Annotated in this window: 21 protein-coding genes; 16 read left to right on the top strand and 5 right to left on the bottom strand. The window is 34.1% G+C overall.

Annotated elements, in window-relative coordinates:
• Nucleotides 1-7: 7 nt before the first annotated feature.
• From BTM29_RS09970 to BTM29_RS09920, 11 genes are read left to right on the top strand one after another with little or no spacing between them, the layout of a single operon-like run.
• Nucleotides 8-2,197 carry a prophage endopeptidase tail family protein gene (locus BTM29_RS09970; RefSeq protein WP_076616963.1) on the top strand — a complete coding sequence of 730 codons (2,190 nt, stop codon included), beginning with the start codon at nt 8-10 and terminating at the stop codon, nt 2,195-2,197.
• Between the two features lie 11 nt (nt 2,198-2,208).
• Nucleotides 2,209-2,889 carry a hypothetical protein gene (locus BTM29_RS09965; RefSeq protein ID WP_076616959.1) on the top strand — a complete coding sequence of 227 codons (681 nt, stop codon included), beginning with the start codon at nt 2,209-2,211 and terminating at the stop codon, nt 2,887-2,889.
• A gap of 3 nt (nt 2,890-2,892) precedes the next feature.
• Nucleotides 2,893-3,921, top strand: coding sequence for a BppU family phage baseplate upper protein (locus BTM29_RS09960; protein ID WP_076616956.1), 1,029 nt, complete (start codon nt 2,893-2,895; stop codon nt 3,919-3,921).
• Nucleotides 3,921-4,196: a hypothetical protein gene (locus BTM29_RS09955; protein WP_076616953.1), complete on the top strand. Its 276-nt coding sequence runs from the start codon at nt 3,921-3,923 to the stop codon at nt 4,194-4,196. Before BTM29_RS09960 ends, BTM29_RS09955 begins: the two co-directional genes overlap by 1 nt.
• A gap of 2 nt (nt 4,197-4,198) precedes the next feature.
• Nucleotides 4,199-5,416, top strand: a complete 1,218-nt coding sequence (locus BTM29_RS09950; protein WP_076616950.1) for a hypothetical protein — start codon at nt 4,199-4,201, stop codon at nt 5,414-5,416.
• Nucleotides 5,416-5,853, top strand: a complete 438-nt coding sequence (locus tag BTM29_RS09945) for a hypothetical protein (protein WP_076616946.1) — start codon at nt 5,416-5,418, stop codon at nt 5,851-5,853. Before BTM29_RS09950 ends, BTM29_RS09945 begins: the two co-directional genes overlap by 1 nt.
• A gap of 12 nt (nt 5,854-5,865) precedes the next feature.
• Complete coding sequence (locus BTM29_RS12730; RefSeq protein WP_120270396.1) at nt 5,866-5,997, top strand: XkdX family protein; 132 nt, start codon at nt 5,866-5,868, stop codon at nt 5,995-5,997.
• 37 nt (nt 5,998-6,034) lie between these two features.
• Nucleotides 6,035-6,418: a hypothetical protein gene (locus BTM29_RS09935; protein WP_076616942.1), complete on the top strand. Its 384-nt coding sequence runs from the start codon at nt 6,035-6,037 to the stop codon at nt 6,416-6,418.
• Nucleotides 6,415-6,729 carry a hypothetical protein gene (locus tag BTM29_RS09930; protein ID WP_076616937.1) on the top strand — a complete coding sequence of 105 codons (315 nt, stop codon included), beginning with the start codon at nt 6,415-6,417 and terminating at the stop codon, nt 6,727-6,729. The genes BTM29_RS09935 and BTM29_RS09930 overlap by 4 nt, the downstream gene beginning before the upstream one ends.
• Nucleotides 6,729-7,091 (top strand): phage holin family protein, encoded by a 363-nt coding sequence (locus BTM29_RS09925; protein WP_076616933.1) that lies wholly within the window; start codon nt 6,729-6,731, stop codon nt 7,089-7,091. The genes BTM29_RS09930 and BTM29_RS09925 overlap by 1 nt, the downstream gene beginning before the upstream one ends.
• Nucleotide 7,092: 1 nt before the next feature.
• The gene (locus tag BTM29_RS09920; protein ID WP_076616929.1) at nt 7,093-8,112 is read left to right on the top strand and encodes a GH25 family lysozyme; all 1,020 of its coding nucleotides are present in this window, start codon (nt 7,093-7,095) and stop codon (nt 8,110-8,112) included.
• Between the two features lie 185 nt (nt 8,113-8,297).
• Here BTM29_RS09920 and plsY read toward each other — a convergent pair whose 3' ends face one another.
• Nucleotides 8,298-8,915, bottom strand: coding sequence for a glycerol-3-phosphate 1-O-acyltransferase PlsY (gene plsY / locus BTM29_RS09915; RefSeq protein WP_076616925.1), 618 nt, complete (start codon nt 8,913-8,915; stop codon nt 8,298-8,300).
• A gap of 220 nt (nt 8,916-9,135) precedes the next feature.
• On the opposite strand from plsY, the gene parE reads away from it, so the two are divergent.
• The 5 genes from parE (at nt 9,136) to rbsU (ending at nt 16,673) form a co-directional block, all read left to right on the top strand.
• Nucleotides 9,136-11,136: a DNA topoisomerase IV subunit B gene (gene parE, locus BTM29_RS09910; protein ID WP_076616922.1), complete on the top strand. Its 2,001-nt coding sequence runs from the start codon at nt 9,136-9,138 to the stop codon at nt 11,134-11,136.
• 10 nt (nt 11,137-11,146) lie between these two features.
• Nucleotides 11,147-13,588 carry a DNA topoisomerase IV subunit A gene (gene parC / locus BTM29_RS09905; protein WP_120270393.1) on the top strand — a complete coding sequence of 814 codons (2,442 nt, stop codon included), beginning with the start codon at nt 11,147-11,149 and terminating at the stop codon, nt 13,586-13,588.
• Between the two features lie 91 nt (nt 13,589-13,679).
• Complete coding sequence (locus BTM29_RS09900; protein WP_076616915.1) at nt 13,680-14,639, top strand: LysR family transcriptional regulator; 960 nt, start codon at nt 13,680-13,682, stop codon at nt 14,637-14,639.
• 22 nt (nt 14,640-14,661) lie between these two features.
• Entirely contained in the window at nt 14,662-15,597 is a 936-nt protein-coding gene (locus BTM29_RS09895) for a manganese-dependent inorganic pyrophosphatase (protein WP_076616911.1), read from the top strand.
• Between the two features lie 182 nt (nt 15,598-15,779).
• A complete protein-coding gene (gene rbsU, locus BTM29_RS09890; RefSeq protein WP_076616907.1) occupies nt 15,780-16,673 on the top strand; it encodes a ribose/proton symporter RbsU in 894 nt (297 codons plus the stop codon).
• A gap of 266 nt (nt 16,674-16,939) precedes the next feature.
• Here rbsU and BTM29_RS09885 read toward each other — a convergent pair whose 3' ends face one another.
• The 4 genes from BTM29_RS09885 to BTM29_RS09870 all read right to left on the bottom strand — a co-directional run bounded on the left by BTM29_RS09885 (nt 16,940) and on the right by BTM29_RS09870 (nt 19,423).
• Nucleotides 16,940-17,395 (bottom strand): GNAT family N-acetyltransferase, encoded by a 456-nt coding sequence (locus BTM29_RS09885; protein WP_418236006.1) that lies wholly within the window; start codon nt 17,393-17,395, stop codon nt 16,940-16,942.
• Nucleotides 17,382-17,747 carry a MarR family winged helix-turn-helix transcriptional regulator gene (locus tag BTM29_RS09880; RefSeq protein WP_125673040.1) on the bottom strand — a complete coding sequence of 122 codons (366 nt, stop codon included), beginning with the start codon at nt 17,745-17,747 and terminating at the stop codon, nt 17,382-17,384. The genes BTM29_RS09885 and BTM29_RS09880 overlap by 14 nt, the downstream gene beginning before the upstream one ends.
• 268 nt (nt 17,748-18,015) lie before the next feature.
• Nucleotides 18,016-18,591, bottom strand: coding sequence for an LOG family protein (locus tag BTM29_RS09875; RefSeq protein ID WP_335582994.1), 576 nt, complete (start codon nt 18,589-18,591; stop codon nt 18,016-18,018).
• Nucleotides 18,584-19,423 carry a phage integrase N-terminal SAM-like domain-containing protein gene (locus BTM29_RS09870; RefSeq protein ID WP_076616896.1) on the bottom strand — a complete coding sequence of 280 codons (840 nt, stop codon included), beginning with the start codon at nt 19,421-19,423 and terminating at the stop codon, nt 18,584-18,586. The genes BTM29_RS09875 and BTM29_RS09870 overlap by 8 nt, the downstream gene beginning before the upstream one ends.
• Nucleotides 19,424-19,447: the final 24 nt, after the last annotated feature.

The raw sequence follows: 19,447 nt of genomic DNA, 5'->3' as shown, positions 1-19,447 counted from the left end.
AGGATATATGCTTACAATTTATGATTTAAGAAATAAGGCTGCACCGTTAATCAATTATGGTGAGATTAAATTGAATGAAAAAGTTAATGCAGTAGCTCAATTGGATACCACTGTTTATGATTTTGATGAAAATGACGTTGGGTTTCAAATGATTCAAGAACGTTCAATTCTTGAGTTATCAGATAATGGTCAACAATACAGAATATTAAATCGTAGTGAAGATTCTCTAGGAATTGTTAAGGAAAAGAATATCACTGCATATCATGTACTTCATGATTTGAATGATCGTGTTATTCATAAGCCAGCTACATCGAAAGTATCTAATACTGAAGAAACTTCTACAGGCAATGCTATAGGAACAATCAACACTATGGAAGATGGCGGAGCGCCTATATACAGTGCTCCAGTTGCAGGTAAAATATTGTCAACTAGATTATCTAATGGATCTGATTGGAAAATTGATAAACAAGTAGTTGTTAATTCTACTAAATGGTATCGTGTTGCTACTAATGAGTGGATTAATGAAAAATATATTTCATTCGATAAAGATGGTGACGTAAAACCGGAGAATCCAACCATAACTAAAGTACTTGGCCGTGGGACCATAAAGGTTACAGCATCTGATGATTCCAATACTATCAATAACGGTGAAGCGACTCCTACAGGCAATGCCATTGGGACAATCAACACTATGGAAGATGGTGGAGCACCCACATACAGTGCTCCAGGTGGAAGCAATATTGTTAGCCACTTGTCTAATGGAACTATGTGGAAAATTAATTTAGTGAAGTCTATTGATAATGTTAATTGGTATTCAGTAGGTACTAATCAGTGGGTATCGGATAAATATCTTACCTTTGATAAAGATAGTGACGTAAAACCAGAAGAGCATGAAGTGACAGTGGTTTTAGGAAAAGGAACAATAAAACTACCTGAAAAATCTTCAAAAGATGACGACGATAAAAAATCTTCCGAATTGTACGATGCACCATTTTCTCCCCAACACAAACTTGGACGACAGCTGCCTAATAAAACAACATGGAAAATAACAGCAGAGGTATCCAGCGGAGCACAAGGAAAATCTTGGTATCGTGTCGGTGTTAATCAATGGGTAACGCAGGAAGTATTTGATTTCTCAAGTGCCTCAGACGTAAAACCACAAAAAATTGATGATTCTGCTAAATCAGTTCAAGTATTTGATTCTCCTGTATCACCTCAAAAAATGACCGGTCAGGAACTTGAAAATGGTACTCAATGGAGAATTAATGGATCTGTTAGTGATGGGGCAGGAGGCAAGTCTTGGTATCGTGTATCTACAAATGGATGGGTTGAACAGACAAATTTTGACTTTTCTGACAAATATGATGTGCAGCCTGAAGAAATTAAAGATGATAGTTCAGATGAAAAAGACGATTCGGTTCAGTGGTCCATAGGTCAATTCATGTCATATATAACTTCAGGTACTAAGTTTACCTTTAATATCTACGATGATTTCGAAATGTATAATTTTGATCAAGAACCTGATGGAAACGCCCTTGATTTATTTCTAAACGATGGGGTTAGTGATTATGGATATGAATTTACAGTAGATAATTATCACATTAATCTTTTTAAGAAAATTGGTAGTGATAATTCTTTTGCATTTGTCGATAGTGGAAATGTTTCAAAAATTAGTACAACGAATGATGACACATCTATTAAGACACATATTTTAGGTGAATTCAGTCAAAAAATTGATTCAAGTGATAAAAATTCTAGTGATTCAATGAATGGAGACGATTCAGAGCAAGTTATAACTGCGGAATATACTTCACCACATGTAAATCTATATGGAATTATTGACGATGAATATTTTACAGATGATTCAGCATCTTCGAAAGATGAGTTACTTCAGCATATGAAAGACAAGTTGCAAGATTATCCATTAACCCAAATCACTTTGGAGTATCACGAATTCAAAAAAAATAACCTACTCCAGTCAGTGAATGACGTGGGAATAGGAAATTCAGGATTCATTAAAGATAGATATGATATAGACATTTCTGCTCGAATAATTGAAATTACAAAGTATCTTCATTCGCCTACTAATAAAGAACCAGAAATTACATTCGGAAATATTATCGGTGATTTTGCAGATACTTTATCTCAGCTTAATAGTAATGCTAGAAATTCAGCATATAAAATAATTACAAATTAGGAGGTGCTTTTTTGATAAATGTTAGTGATTTTCCGGATTCGGTATTGGCAAGCGAGTTTCCTGCAATTTATGCTGCTAAAAGTCAAAGTAAGAATGGTGATAAGGATAAAACAAATATTTTTGTTGACCAGGATAATGGTCAATTTTATCTTCAAAAACAAGGTTCTGAAAATGCTACTAGATATAACTTGGTTGATGCAAATAAAAGTATTTTAAGGCCCAAATTCTCTGACAATGCACATATCAGTGTTAATCAACTTATTAGCAACTGGGGATCATTATCCGATGATAATATCTTTGATACTACTAATAAGAATTGGGATGAAATAAGAGATTATATTCAGTTGATTACCAGAAAAATGAACTCTATGATCGACTGGATTAATGAAATTGAATCTTATTTGGATAAATTCGCTGAAAAAAAGGATATTGATTTATCAGAGATTATATCTAATCAGGTTGACGGATATTATAAAAAGTCAGACGTAGACATTAAAATAAATAATTTAGAGCATGAATTAGAAAACATTCAAAGTAAAATTCAATATAAGCCAAATGCTGGCGGTGTCTTTCCACCTAGCTATACGGGAGATAAGACATCAAATGTTGATATTAATGATGACATTACAGATCCTAAAACATCACTCAAAATTGATGAATTAAATAATAATATTGTAAAGGAAGGGGACTAAATTATGGTAGATCTTGGAACGACAACAGAAAATGGAATGTCAGTTATACCGCCTCTTCAAAATCCGGCTAGTCCAAATTATGAGAAGTTAAATACAGATATACCATTAGAACAACCACTAATTTTTTATTTGGATAATTCTAAGACATTCTATTTGACTCACGAATCAACAATAGACGAGGACACTCATTCACCGCAAAATGTTGTTAACACATTAACAAAAGAGCGCATATTTGAACAAGTTAACATTCGACAAGGTCAATCTGGCATGCAGCATATTAATTGCTTGTTTCTCACAAAAGATGGTCCAGTTGATTTAACGAATGTTGTTATACGTTTTGCTGGTAAAGACGCGAGTGAAGCAGAAATTTCAGATGATGAAATATTTGACACAACTCAAGCAAATTTAGGACGATTAACTTGGAAACCAAGTGCAGTGATCTCTCAGGTTGCAGGAAGATACAAGACGGCTCATTTCGTTATTGAAAATGCTGATAGAACCAATGTTTTAACAACATTAGATTTTACGATTAATATTATTGCCAATGACGTGAGCTATCCACGCGCATTGGCTTTTTATATGTCTGAATATCAACGAGCTTTATTTCATATAAAAGAAATGGAAACAAATGCAGATAAACAACTAAATTATTTATTGAATTTCGAATCTGTTGTTATTTCTGATTCGTTAAACAATTTAAAAATTCAAGTTCAAGAATCAATTGACAATGCAAATGAAAAATTGAAAGCAGGAACTGACAAAGTTGATCAATTTATTAGTATTTCAAATAATAAGTTAACTGCTGTTAATGCAAGTATTGACGATGCTCAAAAGAGAATGAATGGGATTGATTCTCAAATTAAAAGTAACAATATTTTAACAAACGACACCGTTATTGGAACAATGCAATCGGCTTTGGACAGTGGACAGATAACAATTAACGTTGATAATTTGATATTAGATCATGTTGTATCAGCTAGAATCGATGAATTGAATGACTACATAACTGAGTCAGAAGGAGGAATTGTCTAATGAATATGTTAACCAAAGTGGGGAAGCTTGCTACTAGATTAATTACGGGAGCCTATTATACAAAAGCTGATGGTACTAAAGTTTATTTGAAGAAGGACGATAAAAATTTTTTAAATCTTTCAACTGCATTTTTAACAAAAGAGGAATCACAGACAACAATCTCTGATGTTGTTGATAAATTAGATACCAATGATAATTTCGATGATGCAACAGTTTCTACCAAAATAGATACTTTAAATTCAGCAATTGACGAGTCGGAAAAGGCAGGTAATTAAACATGGCTACATCAAATAAGCTAACAAGGACAGCGAGAGTCGCATCACATGCTTTTTTGTCAGCACAATATGAAGATAAAAAAGGAAACGTTGTCATTTCAAAGCCTGTTGGAGATGGTAATACGCTTGATTTAGCAACTATTTTTAAAAATTCAGAGTTTAGTGGTGGTACTAGTGGGGGAGGAGGAACAATGCCCACTGATTCAACTGGATTAGATGCAGATTATACAAATTATATTGGTTCCACCAAAATCATATGGTCAAATTCAGGTTCTAATTATGATATTAGTCAGATTAATAAGTTGAATATTGCTAGTGCTTTGGGAACGAATTCTGAGTACTTATATGATGGGCTGCAATTTAATATCTCATTGAAAAGAACTGCTGTTATAAAAGGAGTTAAGGGCACATCAACATCAATACCATTGATATATGATAGAAGTAATTCTTTTAAGGTAAGTAAATTTATCACAACAACGCCTATTCCCATTTCTTTAAAGAAAGTTGACCTATCTACTGGGAATGATATTTCAATTTCACTTGATGGAATGGGAGAAAATATTAATAGTAGTGGGGCCGTTTTAAAACCAAAAATTATTATTAAATTAAAGTCTGATAATACATTAGATATTCAAAGTGTTAGTGGATATGATCTAAATATGGCAAGTGGGGAAAATAGCGGTGCTTATTACGACATTGTGGTTAATACCATTAATTCTTTTGAAATTCTTAGTACGCCGATAACTCAGTACTTACCTGATGGAACAATTCTGTTCGATGGATCAACTAACGATTCTGCAAAATTATCTAATTTAATCAATGGATTTTCTAATGTTGGTGGCGGAATTGAGGTGACCTTAAGTAACCATCTTTACTATTTGAATAGTGATACTTTTATTATTAAAGATAATACAGCAAAAATGACTTTTAACACATCAATTAAAATTTCAAAAGAGAAACTAATTGACGGAAACTCAATTTCTGATTTAGTTGTGATAAGTCCCGCTTCATTCAGTGGATGGAAGATAGGCACCAGTGATGGGGTAGCAGGTACATCCTTAAATGACAGTTTTGTATCAGGTACGGGTAGCTCAATATTAATCCAAAAAAATGCTATTAAATCAAACGTATATGTTCAAAGTGTTAAGAACGATACCGAACGTCTATTTGCAAGAATTGAACAGGTCAAAACGTATCTTTATGATTCGAAGGTAGAATAATGTCAAAAATTGCCGTTAAATTAAATGATAATGGAATATATGAATATATCAGTTACCCATATTCATTAAATCAAGACACATCAAAGGGCTGGATTCTCATTGAGAGTGATCCAGCCTTTAATATTTCAGATATGTCAAATTGGACAATTCGAGAATCTGATAACAAGTTAGTTCATATCTCAAGTAATCAAACACCCGATGAAGAAAATCAGAATGCAATCACTGAATTGACAAAGCAAGGTTTAAATCAAACCTTGACAGTTGGACAACTTCAATCAGCAGTTACAGAAGTTACCAAGCAGAATTTGGATTTGGCTCGAGATAATATTCAACTTAAACAAGATAAGACAGACATGCAGTCCGCTATCACTGAATTAACAAAACAAGTTATTACATTATCAACACCAGCATCAACAACAGAAACTACAACTAAATAGGAGGAACAGAATATGATTAACTTACTAAAAATGGAATTTGGATGGGGAACTTTAAAGAAGGAAGATATTACTGGATATATTCCTTCTGTCATATCAAAGGAAGATTTTAAAGCCATTACAGGTGACGAATTTACTGACGACTAGCGTAAGCTAGCCTTTTTAATTTAAAGAGGTGATTAAATTGAGATACATAAGACAGAATCGCTTATGGTTCTTCACCGGGCTTGAAACTCTGGCACTGGGCATTTGTTTCGCAATGTCAGATAACTTCGTTGACAGACCACCACACGCACCTGAAATAATTGATATAGTTAATAAACCATTTTTTGCGATTGTTCTAATTCTGATTGGAATATTTGTAAGCATAATGTCGAATGGTCCAGTTGATGGAAAGATGAGATTAATAATCATATTTTTGCTGTCATTAGTTTGGGTCTTTTATTCGATAATATTCTTGATTCACGATTATTATGCGCCAATGTTCATGCCACATTTAGATACGATATTAATTATATTTGTGGCCACGCGAATCACTTTCGAATCAGCTTGGAGTAATCATCGATGACGAATATCATGGTAGCAGTTGTCTCGGCAATCGGTGGTGGTGTCATGACAGGATTCTTTAACGTTTGGCAAGCTAAACTTAAAAATCAAGGTTCAAATGAGAGCGTATATGCTGATCATACAAAAGAATTATTTGAAAGATTAGATCAGATAACTCAAGAGCGAGATGACCTAAAGGACCAAGTTAACGATTTGCAATTAAAAATTGATTATCAAAGCAATATTATTGAAAATCAAGGTAAAACAATTGATGCATTAAACAAGCAAATGGGTGAACTTAACAATAAATTTGATTTGTGGGAGGAAAGTTAATGAATATAATTCAAAATTTAGATTTAATCAATGCTAGTGAATTGGCGCTGATAGCATTATGTTGTTATGTTTTAACAAGTGGAATTAAAAAAACAAAAATCAAAAATGCCTATATGCCGTTTATTTCAATGGCTGTGGGCATTTTGATTGGAATCATTGTTGCTTTAGCATATCACGATAATGATATTGTTAAAGCTGGATTAGCCGGTTTCCTAGTCGGTGGTTGGACCGCTGGACTATTCACTGGGATTAAGGCAACATTCGGGGGCTACGACTTAGACAACGACACTAGTTCGTCGACAAAATTAACAGAGGTCACACCTCCAAAATATGAGTCTAATGTCAATATAAGGAGAGACTAATATGACCGAATATTTTGCGGATATTTCAAGTTATCAACGTTCAGATTTGGGATTCTTTCAAGATTTCATCAATTCTGGAGTTTCCAGTGTATTTATTAAAACAACGCAAGGAAGTGCAACTGGAACAAATTACGTTAATCCTAAATCAAAAGAGCAGGCTAAAAATGCTTTATCTGCTGGCATGAATGTAGGATTCTATCATTACTTTTTGGCAACAAGTATTGCCGATGCAATTAATGAGGCTCAATTCTTTGAACAATCAGTTGTTAATTTGGGATTCGTTAAGGATACACCACTTTGCGTTGACGTTGAAGATTCTTCGTTAAATAAGAACCAGGTTGCAGGTTATGTAGATACATTTATCAATTATTTGGCAGAAAATGGATATACTAATATTATCCAATATTCAATGGGATCCTGGTTTTGGAACGGGTATTTGAACGCTTCAAAACATCCAACTTGGGTAGCAAATTACGGTGTTAATGCTGTCGGAGTATCTGGTGATGTAATAGGATGGCAGTATACTTCAACTTGGGGTGGAGGTAGTCAAGATATGAGCTACGATTGTGGTATCTTCAACAAGAAAGCTGAAACGAAGCCTCAGGACACGCCTGTGAAACCTGTTAAATCAAAAGTTGAAGATGTAATCAAGCTAAATGAAGATACTCACGGTGTTGACAACTTAGGTGTTGGACGTCCAACATTATATAAGAAGAATTCCGTTTGGAAGTCTTCTTCGATAGTTATGATCAAAGGGCAACCACATTATAAAATTGCTACGAACATCTATGTACCAATTAGCAAGACAACATTTAATGATGTGGTAATTGTTAAATATATCGATGATAAGCTAACTCCGATATTTGATAAAAAAGGTAATCGGGTATCAAACGACGACGTAATAAGTGGTAAAGCATTTAAATATTCATCAATTGATACTATCAATGGTATTTCGATGGCTAAAATAGCAACTAATGAATATTTGCCTATGCAGTATACGTCCGGATCGGATTTCAAATAACAAAGTTAAAAAATAATATTCTTATCATACTTAATGTACGATAGGTAGAAATTGGTTATAAATCATTTTATGTAGTCGCATATGTAGTTGCTTATGAAATAAAATCATATAAGCCATTGATACAACACTGTTTTTGAAGCATACTTCTCAATCTCAATTAAATAATTAGACAAAAAAAGCGACCATTAATGGTCGTTTTTTTGTTGGCGTTTATAGGCTAATCCAATTGGAACAAGATTTTCCTTACCTTTCAGTAAACGCTTGATATTGGGTATGTGACGAACAAATACGATTATAGTTACTATCACCGCTGCTGCAGTTAAAATCCAGTCATGCATGAATAATGAGGCAATGGTGAATAGTAGAACTGTTGTAAGGCTTGCTACACTGACCATACTGGTTAGATAGACAATCAATGCTAGAAAAATGAAGCAGAGTGTAAATAGTAGAGGATTGTAAGCTAGTAAAATTCCGGCACTAGTTGCAACAGCTTTACCTCCCCGAAATTTTAAAAAGATTGAGAATACATGTCCCACTACGGCAAAAATCCCAATGAATAAAATCCAATGACGATCAAGCCCAAAGAACACTGGCATCAATGCTCCTAAAGTCCCCTTTAAAATATCAAATATTAAAACTACGGTACCCGCAAAAGGTCCAAATACTCGATAGGCGTTTGTCGTCCCCACATTACCACTACCGTATTGAAAGATATTTTTATGGAAAAATACTTTACCAACGATATAAGCGGTCGGAAATGAGCCTATTAAATATGCTAAAATTGCACAAACGAGAAGTTTCATTATAAAAATCACTCTCTTAGTTATATTTTTTGGTATATTGTAACTCTATGGTATTTTTATAGCTAATAAAAATACCAACTCAGACATTATCTAATAAAACCACTAAAAAGTAAAAGCAATAAAAAGCGAACACACGTTCAAAAATATAATGAAATGTATGTTTATAGTGATATAATAGTAAAATGTTGAGATCGTAATTAATAAAAAAGGAATGATATAAATGCCAAAATCATCTTATGATGATTCGTCAATCCAGATCTTGGAAGGCTTAGAGGCCGTTCGTAAGAGACCAGGTATGTACATTGGATCAACTGATTCACGTGGACTGCACCACTTGGTATACGAAATTGTTGATAATGCAGTTGACGAAGCTCTATCAGGATATGGAAAAGAAATAAATGTGTCAATTAACCATGATAACAGTATTACTGTTGTTGACCATGGACGTGGAATGCCAACAGGGATGCATGCTAGTGGGAAACCCACTATTGAAGTTATCCTAACGGTTCTTCACGCTGGTGGTAAGTTCTCAGAAAATAGCTACAAAACGTCTGGTGGTTTGCACGGTGTAGGTTCGTCAGTTGTTAATGCTTTATCTGAATGGATGACGGTTCGTGTTGTACGTGATCATAAAGTTTACGAAGAACGTTTTGAAAATGGTGGGCATCCAGTGGGTACGTTAAGGAAAACTGGAACTACCAAAGAAGAAAATGGAACTACAATTAGTTTTAAGCCAGACGCATCGATCTTTCAAACAACTAAATTTAATTATGATACGTTAGCTGAAAGACTACGAGAATCAGCCTTTTTGTTAAAAGGAGTTAAGTTTACTATCACTGATTTACGTGGTGATGAAGAACATGGCGATGTTTTCCATTATGAAGATGGGATTCAATCATTTGTTAAATATTTGAATGAAGGCAAAGATACGATCGGTGGAATCTTTTATATTGAAGGTGAAAATTCGGATATCGAAATCGAATTCTCAGGTCAATATAATGATGGGTATTCCGAGAACATTATTTCATTTGTAAATAATGTTAGAACCACTGATGGTGGTACTCATGAATCAGGAATGAAATCAGGATTAACTAAGGCCTTTAATGATTACGCTAGAAAAGTGGGATTATTAAAGGAAAGCAGTAAAAATCTTGAAGGTAGTGATGTCCGTGAAGGATTGTCTGCAATCATCTCGGTACGTATTCCGGAGGAAATCCTTCAGTTTGAAGGTCAAACTAAAGGTAAACTTGGAACAGCTCAAGCTAGATCAGCAGTTGATCAGCTAGTTTATGAGCAGATGAGCTTTTATTTGATGGAAAATGGGGAACAGGCCCAAACTCTTGTTAAAAAGGCTCTGAAGGCACGTGAGGCACGTGAGGCGGCTAGAAAAGCTCGTGAAACTACTAGAAATGGCAAAAAAAATAAAAAGACTGATGGATTATTGTCTGGTAAGTTAACTCCAGCCCAGTCTAAAAACGCCAAAAAGAATGAACTCTTCTTAGTTGAGGGTGATTCAGCCGGTGGTTCTGCTAAACAAGGTAGAGATCGTAAATTCCAAGCTATCTTACCCTTACGAGGTAAAGTACTTAATACACAAAAAGCAAAATTAGATGAGATTTATAAAAATGAAGAAATCAATACAATGATTTATACAATTGGTGCCGGAGTTGGTGCTGATTTCAAACTGGAAGACAGAAACTACGACAAAATCATTATTATGACCGATGCTGATGATGATGGGTCACATATTCAAATATTACTTTTGACGTTCTTTTATCGTTATATGAGACCTTTAGTTGATGCTGGACATGTTTATATTGCATTACCACCTTTATATAAACTTCAAAAAGGTAAAGGAGATAAGACAAAGATGCAGTATTGTTGGACTCCTGATGAACTTCAAGAAGCTATCAAGAAGATGGGTAAAGGATATGAACTACAAAGATTCAAGGGGCTTGGTGAGATGAATGCTGATCAGTTGTGGAATACAACTATGGATCCAGAGTCAAGAATATTGATTCGTGTAAATATTGACGATACAGCTCTTGCTGAAAGACGTGTAACTACTCTTATGGGTGACAAGGTTAAGCCAAGACGTGAATGGATCGAAAAAAACGTTCGCTTTAATGGTACTGAAGAGGGTGACAATATTTTGGAAAAAGTTGATGATACAGATCCAGTAGATAATAAAATCGTTGACGATTTATTGAACAAGGAATAGGTGATAAATTTTGGCTAACAATTCTCCTAAAATTCAAGACTTACCATTAGAAAAAATAATGGGAGATCGTTTTGAGAGATATTCAAAATCAATTATTCAAGAAAGAGCGTTACCTGATATTCGAGATGGTTTAAAACCTGTACAACGAAGAATTTTGTATTCAATGTTTGTTGATGGAAATACTTTTGATAAGGGTTTTAGAAAGTCTGCTAAAGGTGTCGGTAATGTAATGGGTAACTTCCATCCGCATGGTGATTCATCGATCTATGAAGCCATGGTACGTTTATCTCAAGATTGGAAATTGAGAAACCCATTAATAGAAATGCACGGTAACAATGGTTCAATGGATGGCGATCCACCTGCTGCTATGCGTTATACAGAAGCAAGATTAAGCAAAATTTCTACTGAAATGTTAAGGGATATCACTAAAGAGACCGTTGATATGGAGTGGAATTTTGATGATACCGAAAAGGAACCTAAGGTTTTACCAGCGCGTTTTCCCAATTTATTAGTGAATGGTGCAACTGGTATTTCTGCTGGTTATGCTACTGAAATACCACCACATAATTTAGGTGAAGTTATTGATGCAACTATCAAGTTGATCGATAACCCAGATTCTACACTTGAAGATTTAATGAAGATCGTTAAGGGACCTGATTTTCCAACTGGTGGTATTTTACAAGGAGCTCAGGGCATTAAAGAAGCCTATAAAACAGGACGTGGGAAAGTTTATTTACGTTCTAAGACTTCTATTCAAGAAATTCGTGGGCATAAATCACAAATCGTCATTACTGAGATACCTTATGAAGTAAATAAGGCTGTATTAGTTAAGAAAATGGACGACATGCGTGTTCTAAAAAGGGTAGATGGAATTGCTGAAGTTCGTGATGAGAGTGATCGTCAGGGCCTTTCGATTGTTGTTGAATTAAAGCGGGATGTTGATGCCCAAGGTATTTTGAATTACTTGTTCAAGAATACAGACTTACAAATATCTTATAATTTCAATATGGTTGCCATTGCAGATATGCGTCCACAACAAGTAGGATTGGTTCAAATATTAACCGAATATGTTAAACATCAAGAAGACGTCATACTTCGTCGTAGTAAATTTGATGTTGCAAAGGCTAAGACACGTCTACATATTGTAGAAGGCCTTATTAAGGCTTTGTCGATTCTGGATAAGGTTATTAGTACGATTCGTGGAAGTAAAAATAAATCGGATGCTAAGAATAATTTGGTTAAGGAATATCAATTCACTGAGCCACAGGCAGAAGCAATCGTTTCACTTCAACTTTATCGTTTAACTAATACAGATGTGACAGAATTACAAGCTGAGGACAAACAATTAACTGGGCAAATTGAATCATTAAATCGAATTATTAACAATCATGATACCTTGATGAATGTAATCAAGAGCGAATTAGAACATGTTCGTGATACTTATGCCGATAAGCGTCGTACAAAAATTGAGGCAAAGATATCAGATATTGAAGTGGATACTAGTGTATTAGTTGCTAGTGAAGACGTTCGTTTGTTGGTCAGCCACGATGGTTATGTAAAACGTAGTAGTCTACGCTCATATCAAGCATCTGATGCTGGTGCAAATGGATTAAAAGATGAGGATTATCCAGTCTTAGACCAAGAAGTTAATACGTTGGACCACTTATTCATTTTTACTGATAAAGGTAATATGATATATCGACAAATTTTTGAAGTTGACGATAACAAGTGGAAAGATACCGGGTCTCACTTGTCACAAGAGATTGGTCTAGCGAATGACGAGACTATTCTAAAAGCGTTTGTATTCAAGTCACTAGATGAAAAAGGCAGCTTTTTGATCGGTACGAGTGAGAATTATATTAAGCAAGTTGATTTTAGTGATCTGCTTCCAGGTAGAACATATAAGTCAAGAGCCAGTCGCTATAGTAAATTGAAGACTCCAGATGCCAAGGTCATGGATGTTTACTTTGTACCAAATGGAATTATGGGTCAAGTATATGTATTTACAGAGCATTCATATGCTTCAGCATTTCCACTAGATGAAGTTCCAATTGTTGGAAGTAAGGCAGTTGGAGTTAAATTCGTTAGTTTAAAAGATGACGATAAACTAGTCGGTTATTTCTTAACGCTTGATGAGAGCGAGAAAATTGCGGTACTTACACAACGTGGGTCTTATAAGCAAATGAAACTGTCTGAAATACCGTTAACTAGTCGAGCTAGACGTGGTGTATTAACGTTGCGCGAATTGAAACGTGCGCCACACCGTATATCACTAGTAACTAATATTACTGGAAATGAACAATTGTCCATTGTCACGGATACTAATAAGGTAATTGACTTGGATGAAAAGACACATCAAAATGCCGATAGATATTCAAATGGCTCATTTGTCATGGATCCAACCGTAGATGGCAATCCAATCAGATTTGTGAAGAATATAATTGAAAAGTAATTAGAAATATCAACATATTTTCATGTTTATATAGTATTATTAACGCATACTATTAGTAATATCTTTTCACAATGATTAGGAGGACGTCTTATTGTTAGACGAAAAATCAAGACGCGTATTTAGTTCAAAAGCACTGAACTATTTTGACGAATTAACAAAGAATATGAGTTATACAAAAACAGCTCAATCTTTAGGAATAACTCAACCTGCTTTGACTCAACAAATCAAGAAAATTGAAAGAGTCGTTGGTGTTCCATTGTTTTATAGTATGGGTAAGAAGATATATCTTACTGATGCTGGAATTTCATTATTAAAGGCTACACATGAGATTTTTGATGTAATAAATTCTGTGACTGATCAGATTCAACAAGAATCATCTGATAAATCTGGGACCATCAGTATAGGATTATTATCGACAGCCGAATCAGTAGTTATTGAGGATTTCATTGTTGCATATAACCGAATTAATCCAAATGTTGAAATTGACCTGAATCTTTTAACTAGAAAAGAAATTTGGGATTATATTGAAAATAATCGAATTGATTTGGCTATCATGTATTTACCCGATAAAAATATTAAAAATTGGAAAATCTACAAATCAAAGAAAATCATTAATGATAATATTGTTCTAGTACACAATAACGAAAAAATTTATAAAAAAGGTATTGCTAGTTATAGGGATGCTATTGAGAAACCATGGGCAGCCTATGTAAAAGATTATTATCTATCTGATCTTTTACAGGAGAGATTTAGGAATGCATTGGTGGATCAGCCACAAGTGATCGCTAGATTTTCATCGCCATATCAATTATTGAAATTTGCACAAGGTTCAGACGATGTTTACACGGTTTTACCATTGAGTTTTTGCATAGCACATGCCTCAATGTTTAAACTTTATCAAACTCCACTTGAACCTTCGGTATCAAGTGAATTATCATTTGTATATCGGGAAGATAAAGAGAAGATTCCTCGGATAAAGGAATTTCTTGGCGAATGGGATAATTTCTTGGATGAAAGAAATTATATTGACCGTTTGAAGTCTTCAAGATAAATTAAAAAAGGGGAAATATAGAATGACTAAGGAAAAAGAATTAGTTTTTGGACACAAGAATCCTGATACAGATGCTGTTGTTGCAGCCATCTCATATTCACATCTACAAAATGAATTAGGTTTTAATACTGAGGCTGTTGCTTTGGGTGAACCTAACGAAGAAACAAAATATGTTTTTGACAAGTTTGATTACAAATACCCACGTATCGTTACAGCTGCTAATGGTGAAGTTAAGTCAGTTATGCTTGTTGATCACAACGAAAGCCAACAAAGTTTAGACGATATTGGTGACCTTCAGGTTACACATGTGGTTGATCACCACAGAATCGCTAACTTTGAAACTACTAGTCCTTTGTATTACCGTGCTCAACCAGTTGGTTGTACAAGTACAATTCTTTGGGAAATGTACAATGAAGAAGATGTTGAAGTACCTGGCAATCTTGCCGCTTTGATGGCTTCAGCAATTATCTCAGATACACTTCTATTGAAATCACCAACAACTACTGATGAAGACAAAGCAGCCTTGAAGAGCCTTTCTAAGACAGCTGGAATTGATTACGAATCATATGGATTGGACATGCTTAAAGCAGGAACAAACCTTGATAGTAAATCAACTAAAGAACTAATCGACATGGATGCTAAGAGCTTTGAAATGAACGGTAAAAACGTTCGTATTGCTCAAGTAAATACTGTTGATATTGATGAAACATTAAAGAGAGAAGCAGAATTCACTGCTGATATTAAATCAGAAAACAAATCAGAAGGTTACAACTTATTCGTATTACTAATCACAAACATTTTAACAAGCGATACTACTGGACTAGTATTAGGTGATGAAAACGCTGTATCTGTTTTCGAAAATGCCCTAAATACTAAGGTTGAAGATAATAAAGCTTCCTTACCTGGTGTTGTTTCACGTAAGAAACAAGTTGTTCCACCACTAAATGAAAAGTTTTAAAAAATAATTTATGAAAACGGATGACTTGTGAAATCAAAATAATAATTTGTGAAAAACGAATTTATTTTGTTGAAAACGTTATCTCTAACATGTATAATACTTTACATCATCAAAACTGCTGGATTTTTGATCTAGCAGTTTTTATGTTGGTGTTTTTTATTTTACAAAAGGGAGTTTTTTCGATGAGTGCAATAAACATACTAATTGGTCTTATGCCAATGATAGGATGGGGATTCTTCCCAATTCTAACAGGTAAATTTGGTGGAAAACCAGTTAATCAGATTCTTGGAGCTACGTATGGTACATTGATTGCCGCAATAGTTGTGGCATTGGCTCGTCAAACACCTATGATTGGCGGTAAAGAATTTCTATTCACATTCTTATCCGGTGCATGTTGGTCATTAGGACAAATTCTTGTATTCTACGCTTTTTCTGAAATGGGTGTCTCAAGGACAATGCCAATTTCAACTGGATTTCAGTTGATTGGAGCATCACTATGGGGTGTTTTAGTACTAGGTGAATGGTCTTCAGGAAGCGCAAAAATGATTGGATTCTTTTCAATCGTTTTAATCATTTTTGGTGTTTGGTTAACAACATATAGTGAGAAGAGTGCTACTAAGTCAGAGAGTGGTTCAAATGCCATTAAGGGTGTTTTACTAGTTCTATTCGCTGAAGCAGGATACCTAGGTTATTCTGCTTTCCCTCAAGCTATCACTGTAGATGGATTTCAAGCTTTTCTACCACAAGCATTAGGTATGGCTGTGGTTGCAACAATATTTGCAATTGCTACAAAAAGTAATAGAGAATCAAAACCATTTGCTACAAAGAGTTCATATACAAATATTATTAGTGGATTTTTCTTCGCATTTGCTGCTTTAACATATTTGATCTCAGCTCGACCAGATGTTAATGGTTTAGCAACGGGATTTACGCTTTCACAAATGAACGTAATTATCGCTACATTGGGTGGAGTTTATATCTTACACGAACGTAAAACACATAAAGAAATGGTATCCGTATCAGCAGGTTTACTGTTGGTTGTTGTTGCTGGTGTTATCACAGCATTTATTAAGTAATATAAATAATAAAAACACGTCAGATTTTGTCTGGCGTGCTTTTTTTATATCAGGGAATTGATGGAATTTATGGCTAATCTATTAAAAATAGATTTAATTTTAAAAATTGGGAGAGGTATCATTATTAATATCTATTAGTGGGAAACCACAATTAATTAAAATGATAATCGAAGGAAATGATTGCCAGATAGTTTCTTTCCTATCTGACACCACAAATATAGTATCTTTTTCGATGGAATTAAAGATAAATGCCTTGAATAAGCTATTTAAATTATTATATGATTCTTAATCATTTTAATATGTGGTGTGTGGTTAAATAAAAAGACGTCACCAACACTCTTAAATCCAAATTTCTTATAGAATCCTTCTACGTATGTCTGTGCTTCAATTTCAATGTTTTGATCAGGAAACTTATCATTTATAACACGTAGAACTTCTTCGACGAGTTTTGCCCCCAGTCCAGTACCACGATGATCCTTCGCTGCTACAATGCGGCCAAATGTAATATGTCCATCTTCACGGAATACACGAGCATAGGCAATGATTTTTTTGCCCTCATATTTAAATATATGAATGGATGTTAGATCATTATCGTCGACTTCTTGATATATTCTTTCTTGTTCGACGACAAATGTTTTAACTCTAATATACATTAGATCGAATAGTTCTTGAGTAGTTAGTTCTGAAAATTCTTTTATTTCCCACATATTATTCACCATCATCTTTAAATAAAATATTGTTAATTGTCTCAAAGGCCTTATATAGATCTTTTTGTTGTGATTTGGTAAGGTTAGAAATTAAATTTTGAATTTGATCATTAGAGTCAGAATCGATTATCGATAAAAGCTGTTTACCTGACTCGGTTAAGGAAATATTTTTTGAACGGGCATCGATAGTTGATTGTATTTTTTGAACATATTTCAAATTGGTTAATTTCTTAATTACTCTACTTGTGTAACTTGCATCTAGATTCAATTGATGTGATACATTCATTGGAGTCGTTTCGTGGCTTATGGCCATCAGAACACGTGCTTCTGGAAAGCTTAGATTGGTATTAAAAACTTGTTTATTCATCAATCCTAATGTATTAGTATACTGTCTATTAAATTGACGTATTAAATTTATTTGGTCATTATTCAATGTTGATTGTCCTCTGATTTTAATGGATTATGGCTATTATATTCTAAATGATGGCTTTTGTCCATTAGATTTCAAAATAAGTATATGACATGACTTTTTCCGTTTAATAAAAAATAAGTAGACATCCACTTACGTGAATATCTACTTATTTTGCATTATACTCGAAAGTTGAACTCGTATTTTCACACTGTTTTCTTTCAGCTTATTTATAAGTACGTAATGCTGGTGGAGTGTAATTATCGATAAATCTCTTTATTTCAGGTAATGAATTTGAGAAAAGTACTTTTTTTCGACCACTTTGTTCAAGGAAACCCTTGTCTACCATATTATCAAAAAAATCCTTTAGTGGATCATAGTAGTGTCCGATATTATAGAAGATACAAGGATTGTCATTATCACCGAGTTTAGCCCATGAGAAGGCTTCAGAGATCTCTTCTAAAGTTCCAGGTCCTCCAGGCAAGGCGATACTTGCGATAGAGTTATTGAGCATCTCTTTTTTTCTTATATCCATTGTTTCAACAATATCTAACTTAGATAAATTTGGATGAGCTAAGTTGCGGTTATTCAATTGCTCAGTAATGATTCCATGTACGTAACCATTATTCTCCATTACAGAGTCAGCAATCACTCCCATAAGTCCAAAAACACCACCACCATAAGTTAAGCCATAGTCATTTTCTACTATCCAGTGGCCTAATTCTTTAGTTCCATCAATAAATATCTGATTATTTCCAGTGGCAGCACCACAGTATACAGCAATATTTTTCAAGTTATTCACGTCCATCATTCATAAAATTAACTTCTCGTTTTAAACGACGATAATACAATAATGAGGCAGTTTCAAGTGCCTCTAAAGCACGATCTTGATTATCTGATAAATCATTGGTACTTAGTGCCAACAAAATGAAGGTCGTATAAAGTTTCTTAGGTGATAAATCAAGATTAGTAGCTTCACTGTCTCGCTTTAAGTCTCGATGTAGTGCGGACACTGAAAGTAGAGGTGAGTTTGCGCCTTTGTTACGACTAAGAAATAGATTCTGATTACCCCAATAACTACGTAGTGGGGTAATGAACGCTTGATAAATTTCAAGGAACTTTTTTTCTATAGTCGTGAATTTAAGTTCTTCAAATTCCTTATAAAAATCTGGTTCCAGAGCTTCCTTATAGTTAAAGCCTTTAGATATAATTAATATCATTAGTCGAGTATAAATACTCAAATCCGAATTCAAGTATTTTGGCAGATTTTGAAAGACATCAACTGGGAAGTCAGATTGCTTAGGTACCACGACACTATTAACATATAATGTGGGTATTTCTGGTGTCTTTTTTATACCAAATAGGTATTTGAAATAGACATTTAAATTACTGATTACTTTATTTACAGTACTTGGACTTAACTTTAGATTTTCCAACATGAAAGTCTTGAATAAGCGGACATCCATTTCATGAACATCTTTAATATCTTCTGATATTTTATAGTCATCATTATGTTGAATAGTGTATGAGAAGAAGTCATTTAAAGAATTCATGTATTCAACATGTGCACGTTTTGAAATATGACGTGTTTTTAAATACGCATTAAAACCGGTTAGATAAGGAATTTTAGACATATGGTACCTCCTATATTATTAAAT

Origin of the sequence: Companilactobacillus allii, assembly GCF_001971585.1 — a bacterium.
Taxonomy (GTDB): Bacteria; Bacillota; Bacilli; order Lactobacillales; family Lactobacillaceae; genus Companilactobacillus; species Companilactobacillus allii.
Note: the sequence above shows the minus strand (reverse complement) of the source record. Positions and strands in the feature narration are given on the sequence as shown.

What these genes read in the sequence shown, in the direction of transcription:
- BTM29_RS09970 (WP_076616963.1), top strand. Translation starts at nt 8, where the DNA reads ATGCTTACAATTTATGATTTAAGAAATAAGGCTGCACCGTTAATCAAT.
- BTM29_RS09960 (WP_076616956.1), top strand. Translation starts at nt 2,893, where the DNA reads ATGGTAGATCTTGGAACGACAACAGAAAATGGAATGTCAGTTATACCG.
- BTM29_RS09955 (WP_076616953.1), top strand. Translation starts at nt 3,921, where the DNA reads ATGAATATGTTAACCAAAGTGGGGAAGCTTGCTACTAGATTAATTACG.
- BTM29_RS09950 (WP_076616950.1), top strand. Translation starts at nt 4,199, where the DNA reads ATGGCTACATCAAATAAGCTAACAAGGACAGCGAGAGTCGCATCACAT.
- BTM29_RS09945 (WP_076616946.1), top strand. Translation starts at nt 5,416, where the DNA reads ATGTCAAAAATTGCCGTTAAATTAAATGATAATGGAATATATGAATAT.
- BTM29_RS12730 (WP_120270396.1), top strand. Translation starts at nt 5,866, where the DNA reads ATGATTAACTTACTAAAAATGGAATTTGGATGGGGAACTTTAAAGAAG.
- BTM29_RS09930 (WP_076616937.1), top strand. Translation starts at nt 6,415, where the DNA reads ATGACGAATATCATGGTAGCAGTTGTCTCGGCAATCGGTGGTGGTGTC.
- BTM29_RS09925 (WP_076616933.1), top strand. Translation starts at nt 6,729, where the DNA reads ATGAATATAATTCAAAATTTAGATTTAATCAATGCTAGTGAATTGGCG.
- BTM29_RS09920 (WP_076616929.1), top strand. Translation starts at nt 7,093, where the DNA reads ATGACCGAATATTTTGCGGATATTTCAAGTTATCAACGTTCAGATTTG.
- plsY (WP_076616925.1), bottom strand. Translation starts at nt 8,915, where the DNA reads ATGAAACTTCTCGTTTGTGCAATTTTAGCATATTTAATAGGCTCATTT.
- parE (WP_076616922.1), top strand. Translation starts at nt 9,136, where the DNA reads ATGCCAAAATCATCTTATGATGATTCGTCAATCCAGATCTTGGAAGGC.
- BTM29_RS09895 (WP_076616911.1), top strand. Translation starts at nt 14,662, where the DNA reads ATGACTAAGGAAAAAGAATTAGTTTTTGGACACAAGAATCCTGATACA.
- rbsU (WP_076616907.1), top strand. Translation starts at nt 15,780, where the DNA reads ATGAGTGCAATAAACATACTAATTGGTCTTATGCCAATGATAGGATGG.
- BTM29_RS09885 (WP_418236006.1), bottom strand. Translation starts at nt 17,395, where the DNA reads ATGATGGTGAATAATATGTGGGAAATAAAAGAATTTTCAGAACTAACT.
- BTM29_RS09880 (WP_125673040.1), bottom strand. Translation starts at nt 17,747, where the DNA reads ATGAATAAACAAGTTTTTAATACCAATCTAAGCTTTCCAGAAGCACGT.
- BTM29_RS09870 (WP_076616896.1), bottom strand. Translation starts at nt 19,423, where the DNA reads ATGTCTAAAATTCCTTATCTAACCGGTTTTAATGCGTATTTAAAAACA.